The sequence below is a fragment of the Agromyces sp. 3263 genome, assembly GCF_031456545.1.
Classification (GTDB): Bacteria; Actinomycetota; Actinomycetes; order Actinomycetales; family Microbacteriaceae; genus Agromyces.
The window spans coordinates 367,919-381,931 of record NZ_JAVDUV010000002.1 but is presented as its reverse complement, the minus strand read 5'-3'; the positions used below and the strand labels follow the sequence as shown (position 1 = coordinate 381,931).

General features: G+C 71.3%; 14 protein-coding genes. 6 read left to right on the top strand and 8 right to left on the bottom strand.

The window, feature by feature from the left end; all coding sequences use genetic code 11:
- Window positions 1-18: 18 nt before the first annotated feature.
- The 3 genes from J2X63_RS14980 to J2X63_RS14970 are packed head-to-tail and all read right to left on the bottom strand — an operon-like array spanning window position 19 to window position 2,488.
- Window positions 19-513, bottom strand: a complete 495-nt coding sequence (locus J2X63_RS14980) for an Lrp/AsnC family transcriptional regulator (RefSeq protein ID WP_309978661.1) — start codon at window positions 511-513, stop codon at window positions 19-21.
- Window positions 510-1,337: an oxygenase MpaB family protein gene (locus J2X63_RS14975; protein ID WP_309978659.1), complete on the bottom strand. Its 828-nt coding sequence runs from the start codon at window positions 1,335-1,337 to the stop codon at window positions 510-512. Before J2X63_RS14975 ends, J2X63_RS14980 begins: the two co-directional genes overlap by 4 nt.
- A 17-nt stretch (window positions 1,338-1,354) precedes the next feature.
- Window positions 1,355-2,488, bottom strand: coding sequence for a hypothetical protein (locus J2X63_RS14970; protein ID WP_309978657.1), 1,134 nt, complete (start codon window positions 2,486-2,488; stop codon window positions 1,355-1,357).
- A gap of 79 nt (window positions 2,489-2,567) precedes the next feature.
- Here J2X63_RS14970 and J2X63_RS14965 point away from each other — a divergent pair, with 79 nt between their 5' ends.
- Together J2X63_RS14965 and J2X63_RS14960 are read left to right on the top strand one after the other, a co-directional pair.
- The gene (locus J2X63_RS14965; protein ID WP_309978655.1) at window positions 2,568-3,767 is read left to right on the top strand and encodes a glycoside hydrolase family 3 N-terminal domain-containing protein; all 1,200 of its coding nucleotides are present in this window, start codon (window positions 2,568-2,570) and stop codon (window positions 3,765-3,767) included.
- Window positions 3,768-3,838: 71 nt separating this feature from the next.
- Complete coding sequence (locus tag J2X63_RS14960) at window positions 3,839-4,402, top strand: YceI family protein (RefSeq protein WP_309978653.1); 564 nt, start codon at window positions 3,839-3,841, stop codon at window positions 4,400-4,402.
- Between the two features lie 93 nt (window positions 4,403-4,495).
- Here J2X63_RS14960 and J2X63_RS14955 read toward each other — a convergent pair whose 3' ends face one another.
- Complete coding sequence (locus tag J2X63_RS14955; RefSeq protein WP_309978652.1) at window positions 4,496-5,596, bottom strand: winged helix DNA-binding domain-containing protein; 1,101 nt, start codon at window positions 5,594-5,596, stop codon at window positions 4,496-4,498.
- Between the two features lie 120 nt (window positions 5,597-5,716).
- Here J2X63_RS14955 and J2X63_RS14950 point away from each other — a divergent pair, with 120 nt between their 5' ends.
- Window positions 5,717-7,315 (top strand): ABC-F family ATP-binding cassette domain-containing protein, encoded by a 1,599-nt coding sequence (locus J2X63_RS14950; protein ID WP_309978650.1) that lies wholly within the window; start codon window positions 5,717-5,719, stop codon window positions 7,313-7,315.
- A 25-nt stretch (window positions 7,316-7,340) separates the two neighbouring features.
- On the opposite strand, the gene J2X63_RS14945 is transcribed toward J2X63_RS14950, so the two are convergent.
- Genes J2X63_RS14945 through J2X63_RS14935 form a run of 3 tightly spaced genes read right to left on the bottom strand, consistent with a single transcriptional unit; the run spans window position 7,341 to window position 8,778 of the window.
- The gene (locus tag J2X63_RS14945; RefSeq protein WP_309978648.1) at window positions 7,341-8,174 is read right to left on the bottom strand and encodes an SURF1 family protein; all 834 of its coding nucleotides are present in this window, start codon (window positions 8,172-8,174) and stop codon (window positions 7,341-7,343) included.
- Window positions 8,171-8,416: a hypothetical protein gene (locus J2X63_RS14940; RefSeq protein ID WP_396133163.1), complete on the bottom strand. Its 246-nt coding sequence runs from the start codon at window positions 8,414-8,416 to the stop codon at window positions 8,171-8,173. The genes J2X63_RS14945 and J2X63_RS14940 overlap by 4 nt, the downstream gene beginning before the upstream one ends.
- Window positions 8,413-8,778, bottom strand: coding sequence for a DUF3099 domain-containing protein (locus tag J2X63_RS14935; protein WP_309978646.1), 366 nt, complete (start codon window positions 8,776-8,778; stop codon window positions 8,413-8,415). The genes J2X63_RS14940 and J2X63_RS14935 overlap by 4 nt, the downstream gene beginning before the upstream one ends.
- Before the next feature lie 145 nt (window positions 8,779-8,923).
- Here J2X63_RS14935 and J2X63_RS14930 point away from each other — a divergent pair, with 145 nt between their 5' ends.
- Complete coding sequence (locus tag J2X63_RS14930; RefSeq protein ID WP_309978644.1) at window positions 8,924-9,634, top strand: beta-ketoacyl-ACP reductase; 711 nt, start codon at window positions 8,924-8,926, stop codon at window positions 9,632-9,634.
- Between the two features lie 3 nt (window positions 9,635-9,637).
- On the opposite strand, the gene J2X63_RS14925 is transcribed toward J2X63_RS14930, so the two are convergent.
- Window positions 9,638-10,972: an APC family permease gene (locus J2X63_RS14925; RefSeq protein WP_309978642.1), complete on the bottom strand. Its 1,335-nt coding sequence runs from the start codon at window positions 10,970-10,972 to the stop codon at window positions 9,638-9,640.
- A 141-nt stretch (window positions 10,973-11,113) separates the two neighbouring features.
- On the opposite strand from J2X63_RS14925, the gene J2X63_RS14920 reads away from it, so the two are divergent.
- Window positions 11,114-12,586, top strand: a complete 1,473-nt coding sequence (locus tag J2X63_RS14920; protein ID WP_309978640.1) for an anaerobic C4-dicarboxylate transporter family protein — start codon at window positions 11,114-11,116, stop codon at window positions 12,584-12,586.
- A 37-nt stretch (window positions 12,587-12,623) separates the two neighbouring features.
- Window positions 12,624-13,973 carry a M20/M25/M40 family metallo-hydrolase gene (locus J2X63_RS14915; RefSeq protein WP_309978638.1) on the top strand — a complete coding sequence of 450 codons (1,350 nt, stop codon included), beginning with the start codon at window positions 12,624-12,626 and terminating at the stop codon, window positions 13,971-13,973.
- Window positions 13,974-14,013: the final 40 nt, after the last annotated feature.

Sequence of the window (14,013 nt, the reverse complement as noted above, 5' to 3'; positions counted from 1 at the left end):
CGTCCACGTCACGGGGGCTCAGGTGCGCCAGATGTCCAGGGTCTGCGCGGGCGGGTGGCCCTCGAGTTCGGCGAGGATCAGGTGCGACCGCGTCGACACGACGCCGGGCATGTCGTGGATGTCGCGGAGGATCGCCTGGCTGAGCTGCTCATGGTCGGGTGCGCTCACCGTGAGCATGATGTCGATGTCGCCGGAGACGGCCTGCACCTTCTCGACGAAGGGAAGGGTGGCGAGCTTCGCCGCGATTTCCTCCCAGGACACCTCTCCGATTCGCACGACGACGAGTGCCGAGATGTTCAGGCCGATCGCCTTGCGGTCGATCTGGGCTCCGAAGCCCGTGATCACGCCGCGCTTCTGCAGCTGCTGGACGCGGTTGTGCGCGGCGGTGCGGGAGATGTGCACCCGCTCGGCCAGGGTGCGGACGGAGAGCCGGCCGTCGCGGCTCAGCTCGGCGACGATGCGTCGATCGATGCTGTCGAGCGCGTCGCTGCGGTGCGGTGTCTGCTGGGTCATCGTCGTCCTCGTGGCTCATGCCCAGCGTAGCGGCTGCGACGACGTGCGCGACGAAGCGAGGCGCGCATCGGGGCGTGCCGCACCCCCCGAGGGAGCCGAGGGTAGAACAGCGAGATCGCGCGGAACCACTCGTCGGCGACCCGCGCCGCACGCGGCGTGTATCGGAACCCGTAGGCGTCACGGATGCCGGACGGCAGGAGCGCGGCGGTCAGCAGGCGCACGGGCGGCAGGAGGACGCGGCTGCCTGGCGGCAGCGCGGACGTGCCCGACATCAGCGCACGCGCGACGGTGCGCGCCTCCTCGCCGACCTCGAGCCGGCGCACCCGCTCGGCCCACCACTCGTCGAATTCCGCCCGCGTGTCGGGCCACCCGCTGCCGGCGGCCTGCAGGCTCGTGCCGAGGCGGGCGTACCCGCGGACGACGGCATCGGCGCTCGCCGTGTCGAGCCGACCCCACACGCGCTCGTGCACCGCGAGGGCCATGGCGAGCAGCGTGGAGGCGACCCAGCGCTGCGCGTCGGCGTCGAAGGCGCTGTACGACGGCCCGTCGTCGGTCGCGCCGCCTCGGACCGGGGCGTGCCGTGCGTTCACCCGTCGCGCCGCATCGCGGGCGAGCTCGTCGTCGCCGAAGCCGATGGCGTACACGTAGTCGAGCGTGCCGAGCAGCCGGTCGAGCGGACGCTCCTGGAAGCCGCTGTGCCGGGCGACGCCCCGCGCGACGCGCGGATCGGCGAGCTGGAGGAGGATCGCGGCGCCGCCGCCCAGCAGCAACGCCCCCTCGGCGCCGTGCCGGCGGAACACCTCGCGTTCGTCGTGATCGGCCATCAGTCCATGATCGGCCATCAGTACCAGTTGGTGGCCTCCGAGTGGGCCCATGCTGCGCAAGGGGAGCCGTACCGGGCGTCGATGTAGCCGAGGCCCCAGTCGATCTGGGTGGCGGCGTTCGTGCGCCAGTCGGCGCCGGCGCTGGCCATCTTGCTGCCGGGCAGCGACTGCGGGATGCCATAGGCGCCGCTCGAGGCGTTGTACGCGTCGGCGCGCCATCCGGATTCCCTCGTCCAGAGGAGGTCGAGGCACCGGAACTGGTCGGAGCCCCAGCCGTAGGCAGGGAGGCGTCCCGCCGCGTACGACTTGGCGGCCGCGCGGTCGACCACGACGCCGGGCGGGGGTGCCCCGCCGCCGCCCACGCCCGCCGTCGCGGCAGCGGCTGCCGCCGCGGCGGCTTCGCGCGCGGCGCGCTCCTGAGCCGCCTGCTCGCCGATGCGGAACTGGCGTTCGAGGTCGACCGACCGGTCGCGGAGGCTCGCGAGCTGCGCGTAGAGCGTGTCGAGCACGGCCTGCTGCTCCGCCACCTGGGCCTCGGCCGCCTCGTGCGCGGCCTCTGCGGCCGCTGAGGCCGCAGCCGCCTCCGCGGCGAGCCGGGTGCGCTCGGCTTCGGCGACCGCCGCTTGGGCGCTCAGCGCCGCGGCATCCGCTCGCGTCGCCTTCGCGCGCGCCGCGACCCCGCCGAAGAGGTTCGTGAGCTGTGCCGCCCGCGACAGCCCCACGAGCAGGTCGGCCTGGTCGCCTCGGGCGAAGAGCAGTCGCAATGTCACGTCGGCGCCGCCCGACCGTGCGAGGACCGCGCCGACGCGACCGAGCCGCGCGGCGGCGTCCTCGGCCGTCGCCGTCGCCGCATCCGCCGCCGCACGAAGGGTGCTCGCCCGTGCCTCGGCGTCGGCACGCGCGGCCTCGGCGACAGCGGAGGCCGCGGCGGCGGCGACGGCGGCATCGCCCAGCCGTCCGGCTTCGGCCTCGAGTCCGTCGACGAACGCGGTGATGCGGCTCGCCTCCGCTTCACGCGACGCCACGTCGGCCTTCGCGGCCTGCACCTGATCCCACGTGGGATAGTCCTCGGCGAACGCCGTCGCAGGGGGCACGGCGAGGAGCGCGAGCAGTACGGCCGCTCCCGCCGTCGCCTTCCATCCGCGTCGCACAGGGCCCCCTCCGAGCCCCGCGAGTCTACCCACGGGTGCGCTCGGCGGTCGCTCGGACACGCAGCGTACACTCGTGCGGATGCGCGCCCTCCGACCCACGGCCACGACCTTCCTGCTGGCGGCGACGCTCGTCGGCGTCACGGCCTGCAGCCCGCTGGCCGCAGCGCACACGCCCGCAGCCACGCCGTCGGTGGAACCGACCACGCCGCCGTCCGACCCCATCGCCGACTGGGTCGACGAGCGGATGTCGCAGCTCACGCTCGAGCAGAAGGCCGCCGCACTGCTCATGCTGCACGCGCCCGGCACCGATCCCGCACCACTCCGCGCCTACGTCGACGCCGGCGTCTCGGGACTCATCCTGATGGGCGACAACGTGCCGGCGACGCCGGTCGAACTGGCCGCCCTGACCACCGCCGTGCAGGGCGACCCCGAGGCGCCCGTGCTCATCGGCATCGACGAGGAGGGCGGCGAGGTGCAGCGGCTGCCGTGGGACGGCGCCGCGAGCGCCGGGACGTTGCGCGACGCACCGCCGCAGGCGGCAGAGGAGGCCTTCGCCGCGCGTGCGAGCACCCTGTCGGATGTCGGCGTCTCCGTGAACTTCGGGGTGGTCGCCGACGTCACGCCCGACCCGGCCTCGTTCATCTCGGGGCGCGTGCTCGGCACCGACGCGGCCGGCGCTGCGGACCGCGTCGCCGCCGCGGTGGTGGGGGAGCGCGGCACCGTCGCCAGTACGCTGAAGCACTTCCCGGGGCACGGCGCGGCGCCGGGCGACTCGCACTCGAGCATCCCGTCGGCGCCGCTCGATCTCGACGCGTGGCGCGCCGGTCCCTCCGTCCCGTTCGTCGCGGGCATCGACGCAGGCGCCGAGCTCGTGATGACCGGGCATCTGGCATACCCGGCGGTCGACCCTGCGCCGGCGTCGCTCTCACCCGCCTGGCATCGGATCCTGCGTGACGAGCTGGGCTTCGATGGGGTGGTCGTGACCGACGACATGCTCATGCTGCAGCACAACGGCCTTCCGGAGTACGCGGATCCCGGGGAGAACGCGGTTCGCGCCGTCGCCGCGGGATCCGACCTTCTGCTGTACGTGCTGCCGGGCGATCCCGGCACGGTGGGCGTCTCGGTCGGCGGCCTCGTCGCAGCGATCGTCGGTGCCGTGCAGTCGGGGCGGATCAGCGAGGAGCGGCTCGATGACGCCGCTGATCGGGTACTGACCCTGCGGCGGACGCTCGAGGAGTCCGAGACGATGTCCGGAATGAATCCGGACGTGGGGGAATAGATCGGAACTCAATGCGTTTGCATGTGTGTGGCCGACCGGGCCGCACCGACATCGAACACGGAGAACCGCACATGACGAGCACCGCCACCACGATCGAGATCCCCGGATACCGCGCAGGCACCTGGAAGGTCGACACCGCGCACAGCGAGGTCGGCTTCAGCATCCGCCACATCATGATCAGCAAGGTCAAGGGCAAGTTCGAGCGCTTCGACGCCACCTTCGTGACCGCCGAGGATCCCCTGGACTCGAGCGTGACCGCGTCGGCGGAGGTCGCCTCGATCACCACGAACGAGCCGAACCGCGACGCGCACCTGCGCACCGGCGACTTCTTCGAGGCCGAGACCTACCCGACGATCGACTTCGCCTCGACGGGCGTTCGCGTCGTGGACGGCGACTTCAAGGTGGACGGTGACCTCACCATCCGCGGCATCACGAAGCCCGTCACGTTCGACTTCGAGTTCGGCGGCTTCGGCGGCGACCCCTACGGCAACTACAAGGGCGGCGCCACCGCGAAGACCGTCATCAACCGCGAGGACTTCGGGCTCTCGTACAACGCGGCCCTCGAGACGGGCGGCGTGCTCCTCGGCGACAAGGTGACGATCACCCTCGAGCTGCAGGCGGCGCTCCAGCAGTAGCCGGATCCGGTCGGTACGGGCGGCGCCCTCGCGGGTGCCGCCCGTGGTCGTCCGGGCCGAGCGTGCGCGGTTCCGCCGATCGCGCCGCCGGGATCAGTGCGCCGATTCGATCGACGCGAGCCGCTCGCCGTGGAAGCGGGCCCACCGGGTGAGCGCCGTGCGGTACCCGGATTCCTCGACGGCGCCCTCGAAGCCGTGCAGCGTCACGGATGCCGCACCCTTCGCCCGTGCGACCCGCCAGACGCCCTCGACGACGCCCCTCCTGTCGACCAGGATCGGCTGGAAGACGCCGTTCGAGCCCGGCACCACGCGGGTGGCGTGCCGTGGATCGCAGACCGCCCCACGCTCGGTGTAGCCCAGGAAGTACTCGTCGAACGCGGCGAGCGCATGCTGCCGGCCCGTTCCGCGGCGCCGCGGTTCGCCCGCCGCATCGAAGCCGTCGGCGGCCACGAGGTGCTCGTCATCGAACGCCTCGAGCGCGTCGCCGGCCGCGGCGCGTGCGAGCCGGGCATCGCCGAGGGTGAGCCCCGTCCACCAGGCGAAGTCGCGCACCGTCACCGGGCCGTGACCGGCCGCGTACGCGACGAGGAGCTCGGCGAGCGTCTGTTCGCGATCGGGCGGCGTGCCGACCGACGGCGCCCATTCGTCGAGCAGCACGAAGCGCTGGCCCCGCCCCTCGACGGGACCGCAGCAGAGCACCGCCTCCTGCGCCAGCCGCCAGATGAGGTGGTACCCCCGCTGGCCGGTCGTCGCGATGCCGGCCGCGTCCCACGCGGCGAGCAGCTCCTCCCGCGAGAGCGAGCCTCCCGCGAGCGCCCGCTCGGCCGCGACGCGGGCCCTGGCGTGGGTGTCGGCGTCGAGCTCGAGCTGACGGTGCCGCGTGGCCGCCCGCTGCAGTTCGCGTGGACCGGTGATCGCGAGGATCGGTCGCAGCGCCTCGGCCGGCACGAAGTGCAGCGTGCCCCGCATCGGCCAGGAGCGCACGATCTCGCGCGACGCGATCGCTGCGTCGACGTCGGCCACGACGGAGCCGGGCACCCGTGCGCCGAGCACCCAGCGGGCCGCTCCGAAATCCTGCGCCTGCACGGCCCCGAGTCGTCGCACGGCGGCGGTGATCGTGGGAAGGCCGCGGCGCAGGCCGTGCGCGTTCAGGCGCGCGGCTCGCACACGGGCCGGGCTCGCGGTCGTCGGCATGCTCCGAGTCTGGCGGATGCCGGTGACATCCCTGGGCAGTGATCGACGCGCCGCGCGATAGACTGGGGGGCTGTGCCGCTCGGCACGCCGTCACCCCACCAACTTCCACGGAGGATCCCCGTGCTCGCCGTCCATGATCTCGAGATCCGCGTCGGCGCACGCGTGCTCATGGAACACGTGGACTTCCGCGTGTCCCCGGGCGACAAGGTGGGGCTCGTGGGCCGCAACGGCGCGGGCAAGACCACGCTCACGAAGACCCTCGCCGGCGAGACGCTGCCCACCGGCGGCAGGATCGACCGCTCGGGCGAGATCGGCTACCTGCCCCAGGATCCCCGCTCCGGCGATCCCGACATGCTCGCCCGCACGCGCATCCTCGACGCCCGCGGGCTGGGCTCGCTCGTGCTCGGCATGCACGAGGCATCCATGAACATGGGCAGCGACGACCCCGCGGTCGCCGAGCGCGCCATGAAGAAGTACGGCAACCTCACCGATCGCTTCACCGCGCTCGGCGGGTACGCGGCCGAGGCGGAGGCGGCGTCGATCGCGTCGAACCTCAACCTGCCCGACCGCATCCTCGACCAGCCCCTGAGGACCCTGTCGGGCGGCCAGCGCCGCCGCATCGAGCTCGCGCGCATCCTGTTCTCGGATGCCGAGACGATGATCCTCGACGAGCCCACCAACCACCTCGACGCCGACTCGGTCGTCTGGCTCCGCGAGTTCCTCAAGGGCTACAAGGGGGGCGTGATCGTGATCAGCCACGATGTCGAGCTCGTCGGCGAGGTCGTGAACCGCGTCTTCTACCTCGACGCCAACCGCTCGGTCATCGACATCTACAACATGGGCTGGAAGCACTACCAGCGCCAGCGCGCCGCCGACGAGGAGCGCCGCAAGAAGGAGCGCTCGAACGCCGAGAAGAAGGCGGGCGCCCTGCAGCTGCAGGCGGCACGCTTCGGCGCGAAGGCGTCCAAGGCGGCCGCGGCGCACCAGATGGTCGCCCGCGCCGAGAAGCTCCTCGCCGGACTCGAGGACGTGCGCGCGGTCGACCGGGTGGCGAAGCTGCGCTTCCCGACTCCGGCGCCGTGCGGCCGCACTCCGTTGACCGCCAACGACCTCTCGAAGAGCTACGGCTCGCTCGAGATCTTCACGGCCGTCGACCTCGCGATCGATCGCGGCTCGAAGGTCGTCATCATCGGCCTGAACGGCGCCGGCAAGACCACGCTGCTCCGCATCCTCGCCGGCGTCGACCGCCCCGACACGGGCGTCGTCGAAGCGGGGCACGGACTTCGCGTCGGCTACTACGCGCAGGAGCACGAGACGCTCGACGTGAAGCGCAGCGTGCTGCAGAACATGGTGAGCGCCTCACCGAACCTCACCGAGACCGAGGCCCGCAAGGTGCTCGGGTCGTTCCTCTTCACCGGCGACGACGTGCACAAGCCCGCCGGCGTGCTCTCGGGCGGCGAGAAGACCCGCCTCGCGCTCGCGATGATCGTGGTCTCGGGTGCGAACGTCCTGCTGCTCGACGAGCCGACGAACAACCTCGATCCCGCGAGCCGTGCCGAGATCCTCGACGCGCTCGCGCACTACGAGGGCTCGGTCGTGCTCGTCTCGCACGACCCCGGCGCGGTCGAGGCGCTGAACCCCGAGCGGGTGCTCATCATGCCCGACGGCACGGAGGACCACTGGAGCCGCGAGTACCAGGAGCTCATCGAGCTCGCCTGAGCCGGCGGCCGCTGACGGCGACCGGCTACCGGCGGTCGAGGATCTCGTCCTCGACGTCGGCGTCTCGGCGTTCGCGTGACGGCTTGCGTTCGCGCGGCGCCGTGGGCGCATCGGGCGAGCCGGATGCCTCGGCGAGGCCCCGCCGTTCCTGGTTCGCGGCCCAGCCGAGGCCCACGAACCCGAGGAGCGCGAACACGAACCACTGCAGCGCGTACGACAGGTGCGGACCCTCGTCGCGCACCGGACGGGCGGCGGCCAGCGGCGGTTCCTCGGCGTCGGCGCCGTCCTGCACGAGGATGCCGTAGGCGCCGGTGTAGCTGGGTTCGCCCACGCGCTCGGCGAGTTCGTCGAGGTCGATCGTGGCGAACTCGATGCCGGTCGAGGTGCGGCCGGCGATGCGACCCTCACCCGCCTTCAGTCGTGCCTCGAGTTCGACATGCCCGGAGGGCGCGGGGTCGTATGCGCCCGGGCGTCCGTCGGAGTCCTGCGCGATCCAGCCGCGGTTCACCATGAACACGGTGCCGTCATCGAGCCGGAACGGCGTCACCACCTCGAACCCCGAGCTGCCCTCGAACGGGCGGTTCCGCACGACGACCTCCTCGTCGGGGAGGTACTCGCCCGAGAGCGCCACCACCCGCCACCGCTGGTCGATGTCGAAGCCGGCCGGGTCGGGCAGCGCCTCGGCTACGGGAATCGCCTCGGCGTCGTAGTTCGCGTCGATCCTGGCGACCTCGGCGAGCGCTTCGGCACGGCGGTTCAGCTGCCAGGTGCCGAGGGCGCAGCAGGCGATCGCGAACACGATCACCAGGGCGAGGTAGCCCGCCCACCGCGGAGAGCGGAGGAAGCGCCAGTCGTTCACGCATCCACTCCCGTCGCGGCATCCGTCGCCGGGTCGAATGCAGCGACCCGCACGGGGAACGACCGCGCCTCGAGGAATCCGCGCAGGTACTCCACGTGCTCGTCGCAGGCGAGCCAGGTCTTCCAGCGGTCACCGGTGTGGATGCGCGGGTTCTGCCAGTCGATGCGCCAGGCGGCGCTCGCGCGGCACGCGGCGCGCGAGCAGACGTCGGGGGCGGCATCCGCCCCGATGCCGCCGATCACGCGGCACCGCGCTCGTCGTCGGGCCGGTCGGATGCCGCGGGGTCGGGGCCGGCGGCGGGTTCGGCAGGATCGGGCCCGTCATGCTCGGTGTCGGGGTGCGGGGGAGTGACGGGGAGGAGCCCGCCAGGCCGCAGCACCTCAGGAGACCGCGACGGGCCGCCCACGTTGGCGAGCACGACCGCGACATAGGGCAGGAAGATCGCTCCCGCCGCGAACACCGCCAGCCACCAGCCCTTCGCGAAGAGCAGCGCGAAGATGCAGGCGACGCGGATCGTCATCGCGATCGTGTACTTGATCATGCGCGCGCGCCGCTCCGCGTCAGGCGAGGGCGGCAGCGAGGTGATCGACTGCTGCTGCTTCATGGTGCTCGCCGTGGGGTCGCGCGGCGCTCCTCACCCTCAAGCCTACGTCCGCTGGGGCCCCGCTGAGCCACGGATCGGGCAGCCTCTAAGCTGGGACGGGCCGATCGGCCGACATGCCCGCGCCATCCGAGAAACGGAGTCCCACATGACGACCAGCCGAACCGTCCTCGTGACCGGTGGAAACCGGGGCATCGGATACGCGATCGCCCGTGAGTTCGTCGCACAGGGACACCGGGTCGCCGTGACCGCCCGTTCGGGCGAGGGCCCCGTGGGAACGCTCACGGTCCGTGCCGACGTGACGGATGCCGCATCCGTCGACCAGGCGTTCACCGAGATCGAAGCCGCCCTCGGCCCGGTCGAGGTCGTCGTGGCGAACGCCGGCATCACCCGCGACACGCTCCTCATGCGCATGAGCGAGGACGAGTTCACGAGCGTGATCGACACCAACCTCACCGGCGCGTTCCGAGTCGTGAAGCGCGCGTCCAAGGGCATGCTGAAGGCCCGCTTCGGACGCATCGTGCTCATCTCGAGCGTCGTGGGCCTCTACGGCTCGGCCGGCCAGGTGAACTACTCGTCGTCGAAGGCGGGGCTGGTCGGCATGGCGCGCTCCTTGACCCGCGAGCTCGGCGCCCGCAACATCACGGCGAACGTCGTGGCTCCGGGCTTCATCGAGACTGACATGACCGACGAACTGCCCGAGGCGCAGCAGGCCGAGTACAAGAAGAGCATCCCGCTCGGCCGCTTCGCCTCGCCCGACGAGGTCGCCCGCGTCGTCGCGTGGCTCGCCGGCGACGACGCCGCGTACATCTCGGGCGCGGTCATCCCCGTCGACGGCGGCCTCGGGATGGGCCACTAGCCGTCAGGAGCCCGCCGAGGCGTTGCCCCCTTCTGGCGCGTCATCGCGAGCGTCGGGTCGGCGCGCGTCCCGCCGCGACTTCCACAGCAGGTCGATGACCACCGACAGTGCAACGATGGCGAGCAGCGCGATGGCGGTCGTCGGTTCGTTCACGAGCGTGGTGGTGCAGAACACGATCAGTGTGCCCAACGTGGCCACGAGGGCGATCACCAGCACGATCAGGTTCGCTCCCGTCGTACGGTGGAGCCGGAAATGGCCGATCGTCACCGTGGAGAACACGATGAGCGCGACCGCGCTGCCGATGGAGGCGATCGCGGTGAGGTCGAACCCCACGACGAGCACGGCCGCGAACGCGGCCATCACGAGCAGCCCGACCGGGAAGCGCCCGAGCGAGCGCCCGAACGCGGGCGGGAACTGCCCGATCGACGCCAGGTTGCGCGTCATGCCGATGGACGGATAGAGGCCGGCGTTGACCGCGCCCGTGGTCGACAGGAGCGCCGTGATCACCATGAGCACGTAGCCCGTCTCGCCCAGCGTGGGCTTGGCCGCCTCGGCGATGGCGGTGGTGCCGTACTCCACCACCTGCTCGGCGGTGAGCGTGCCGAAGACCCCGAGCGAGACGGCGACGTAGATGGTGGTGGCGATCGCGAGGGCGAGGTAGATGGCCTTCGGCAGTTGTCGTCTCGGGTTCGGCAGGTCCTTCGCCGTGAAGGTGATCACGCCGAAGCCGAGGAACGCGAAGAAGGTCAGCGCGACGCTCGCGATGATCTCCTGCACGCCCGGGTATCCGCTCGGGGCCAGGAGTTCGGGGTTCCAGTTCGCGATGGTCACGGCGGCGAAGACGACCAGGATGGCGAGCACCACCGTCACCAGCACCGACTGCACTCGTGCCACGGCGCTCGAGCCGATGGCGTTCAGGCAGGTCATCACGGCGATGAGGAGGACGCCGAGCGCCTTGGCCCAGCCGGCGTCGCCGCCCGCCACGACGGAGCTCGCATAGCCGCCGAACGACGCGGCGATCATCGCGACGACGATGGATCCGGCGGTGAAGAAGAGCCACGCCCCGATGCCGGCGATATGCCCCTCGCCGAACCCGCGGGAGAGGTAGGTCAGCAGGCCGCCGCCCGTCGGATAGGTGGAGCCGAGCTTGGCGAACGAATACCCCTGCAGGCCGGCGATCGCCCCCGCGATGAGGAACGACAGCCAGACGGCCGAGCCCGCGACGTCCCCTGCGGCACCCAGCAGGGCGAAGATGCCCGCGCCCACCATCGATCCGACGCCGATGAAGGTCGCCTGCATGACCGTCATCCGCTTCGCCTGCGCCTCAGGAGCAACCATGCCCGCCTCCCCGACACGAAGCCCCGTCGTCTCGCATCGAAGCCATGCTCGCCGCGCGTCATGGCCGAAACATCATGCAGATCGCGCGATTCCTCCCGCAGCATGCCTGGTGCAGGCTGTGCGATGTAGGGGGTGTTGTCAATGGAGTATGCACTCGTCGTCCTTCAAGCGGTCGTCGTCATCGGCGCGATCGTCCTCGGTGTACGCACCGGCGGGATCGGCCTCGGCCTGTGGGGGGTCGTCGGCACCGCCGTGCTGGTGTTCGGGTTCCGGCTCCCGCCGGGATCTCCGCCCATCGACGCGTTCTTCATCATCATCGCGGTCATCACGGCGTCATCGGCGATGCAGGCGGCGGGCGGCATCGACTACCTCGTGTCGATCGCCTCGAAGATCATCCAGCGGAACCCGAAGCGGCTCACCTACGTCGCCCCGATCGTCGCGTTCGTGTTCACCGTGCTCTCGGGCACCTCGAACATCTTCATCGCCCTCATCCCGGTCATCTACGAGACGGCCTACCGCAACGGGCAGCGACCTGAGAAGGCGCTCGCCTCGTCAACGGTGACCTCAGGGCTCGGCATCACCGCCAGCCCCGTGTCCGCGGCGATGGCGGCCTACCTCGTGCTCATCGAGACCGACGGTTTCGGGCTCCCGCAGATCCTGGCGATCACGATCCCCGCCGCCATCGTGGCCTGCATCGCGACATCCTTCGTGCAGCAGCGGATCGGCAAGGACCTGGTCGACGACCCGGTGTTCCGCGAGCGCGTGGCGGAGGGGCAGGTCGAGGTCCCGGCCGTCCTCGCCGCCGAGTATGCGGCGACGACGACCGACGGGTCGGCACGCGGCGTCGCGGTGAAGGAATCCAGGCCCCAAGACGGCACCGTCGCAGGCGGCACTCCGCCCGGACAGCCTGCCGGCTCGGGCAGCGACCGACCCGTGGTGATCGAGCACACGGTGCCGCCGGGCGGCCGCACGGCCGCGTTCATCTTCATCGCCGGAACGCTGCTGGTGGTCGCCCTCGGGCTGTTCCCGGGTCTCCGTCCCGCCTTCGAGAACGACGAGGGCGAGCTCGTGCCGATCTCGATGTCGATCGTGATCGAGATGGTCATGTTCACGGTGGCCCTCGTCATCATCCTCGTGCGTCGCGTGAAGCCCTCGCTGGTCGTGGAGCAGCCGTTGCTGCGCGCCGGGTTCGTCGCCGCGGTGGCCCTCTTCGGCATCGCCTGGATGGCCGACACCTTCATCTCCGCGAACGAGGAGACGATCATCGAGCCGCTCGGCGCGATGATCGAGGCGCAGCCGCTGCTCCTCGCGGTCGCGCTGTTCCTCGTCTGCGGTCTCACCACCAGCCAGTCCGCGACGACGAACACGCTCATCCCCATCGCGATCGCCGCCGGGCTGGCCCCCGGGATCATCACGGCGATGTGGCCGTCGCTCATCGGCGTCTGGCTGTTCCCGGCGAACGGCGGTCAGATCGCGTCGGTCGAGACCGACCGCACGGGATCGACGAAGCTCACGCAGGTCGTCGTCTGGCACTCGTTCACGATCCCGATGCTGGTCTCGTGGGTGGCCGTCGTGCTGTCCGGCCTGGTGATCCAGCTCGTCATCCCGTCCTGACCCCGCATCGACCGTCTCACCGGACCGAGGAGGAGCAATGCCAGAAACGACCGCCACGGATGCCGCGGCCCTGATGCCCGACGTGATCGAACGTCTCGAGGCCCTGGTGCGCATTCCCTCGGTGGCCTTCCCGGGGTTCGACGCCGAGCCCGTGCACCGCATGGGGGAGGCCGTCGTGGAGCTCTTCGAAGCAGCCGGCGCCGAGGGCGTGCGACTGCTCGACGTCCCCGACGGGTATCCGTGCGTCTACGCCGACCTTCCGGGACCGGCCGGATCGCCGACCGTGCTGCTCTACGCGCACTACGACGTCCAGCCGGCGCCGAAGAGCCAGGGTTGGACGAGCGAACCGTTCGAGCCGACGACCAAGGACGACGGACGCATCTACGGCAGGGGGGCGGCCGACGACAAGTCGGGCCTCGTCATCCACTACGCCACGCTGAAGCTGCTCGGACCCGACCGGCCCTGCAACATCAGGATCCTCGTCGAGGGCGAGGAGGAGACGATCTCGCACCTCGAGGCCTTCGTCGAGGCCAACCCCGACCTGTTCGCCTGCGACGCCGCGGTCATCGCGGACATCGGCCCGCAGGCCGTGGGACGTCCGGGCCTCACCACGGCGCTCCGCGGCGACGTGGCCTGCACGCTGACGGTGCGCACCCTCGAGAATCCCGTGCACTCGGGAATGTTCGGCGGAGCGGCGCCCGACGCCATGACCGCCATGATCCGCATCCTCGACTCGCTGCACGACGAGCACGGAGACACCGTCATCGACGGCGTGGACCGCGGCACCTGGGCGGGCGCCGACATGGACGAGGCGGTCTACCGAGACGGCTCGTCGATCCTGCCGGGCGTCGACTTCCTCGGGACCGGCACGCTCTCGGACCGCATCTGGATGAAGCCGTCGGTCACCGTGCTCGGCATGGACCTGCCGAACACGGCCGAGGCGTCCAATGTGCTGCTGCCCGAGGTGACGGCGAAGCTCTCGATGCGGGTCATTCCCGGGTCGGATGCCGATGCCCAGCTCGAGGCGCTCATGGCGCACCTGCGCGGGCAGCGCCCATGGAACTGCGAGGTCGTCGTCGAACGCGTGAAGGTGGGGAACCCATTCGCCGTCGACGAGGCCCACCCGGCGATCGTGGCGGCGAAGGATGCGCTGTCGACGGCCTATGGCGCGCCGGTCGAGTCGATCGGCAGCGGGGCGTCCATCCCGCTGGTGGCGTCACTGAAGCAGGTCGCGCCGGATGCCGCGATCGTGCTGTGGGGTGCTGAAGACACGGAGCGGTCACGTATCCACGCGTCGGACGAGTCCGTCGACCCCGACGAGATCCAGCGCATGATCGTCGCCCAGACGCGCTTCATCCGGGAGTTCGCCGCGTCGACCGGTTCGTGACGAGCAGGCCAAGATTCGCGGCATCCGCGGTGGCCCCGCC

Excerpts from the sequence above, each read along its gene's own strand:
- J2X63_RS14980 (WP_309978661.1), bottom strand. The coding sequence starts at position 513 with ATGACCCAGCAGACACCGCACCGCAGCGACGCGCTCGACAGCATCGAT.
- J2X63_RS14975 (WP_309978659.1), bottom strand. The coding sequence starts at position 1,337 with ATGGCCGATCACGACGAACGCGAGGTGTTCCGCCGGCACGGCGCCGAG.
- J2X63_RS14965 (WP_309978655.1), top strand. The coding sequence starts at position 2,568 with ATGCGCGCCCTCCGACCCACGGCCACGACCTTCCTGCTGGCGGCGACG.
- J2X63_RS14960 (WP_309978653.1), top strand. The coding sequence starts at position 3,839 with ATGACGAGCACCGCCACCACGATCGAGATCCCCGGATACCGCGCAGGC.
- J2X63_RS14955 (WP_309978652.1), bottom strand. The coding sequence starts at position 5,596 with ATGCCGACGACCGCGAGCCCGGCCCGTGTGCGAGCCGCGCGCCTGAAC.
- J2X63_RS14935 (WP_309978646.1), bottom strand. The coding sequence starts at position 8,778 with ATGAAGCAGCAGCAGTCGATCACCTCGCTGCCGCCCTCGCCTGACGCG.
- J2X63_RS14930 (WP_309978644.1), top strand. The coding sequence starts at position 8,924 with ATGACGACCAGCCGAACCGTCCTCGTGACCGGTGGAAACCGGGGCATC.
- J2X63_RS14925 (WP_309978642.1), bottom strand. The coding sequence starts at position 10,972 with ATGGTTGCTCCTGAGGCGCAGGCGAAGCGGATGACGGTCATGCAGGCG.
- J2X63_RS14920 (WP_309978640.1), top strand. The coding sequence starts at position 11,114 with ATGGAGTATGCACTCGTCGTCCTTCAAGCGGTCGTCGTCATCGGCGCG.
- J2X63_RS14915 (WP_309978638.1), top strand. The coding sequence starts at position 12,624 with ATGCCAGAAACGACCGCCACGGATGCCGCGGCCCTGATGCCCGACGTG.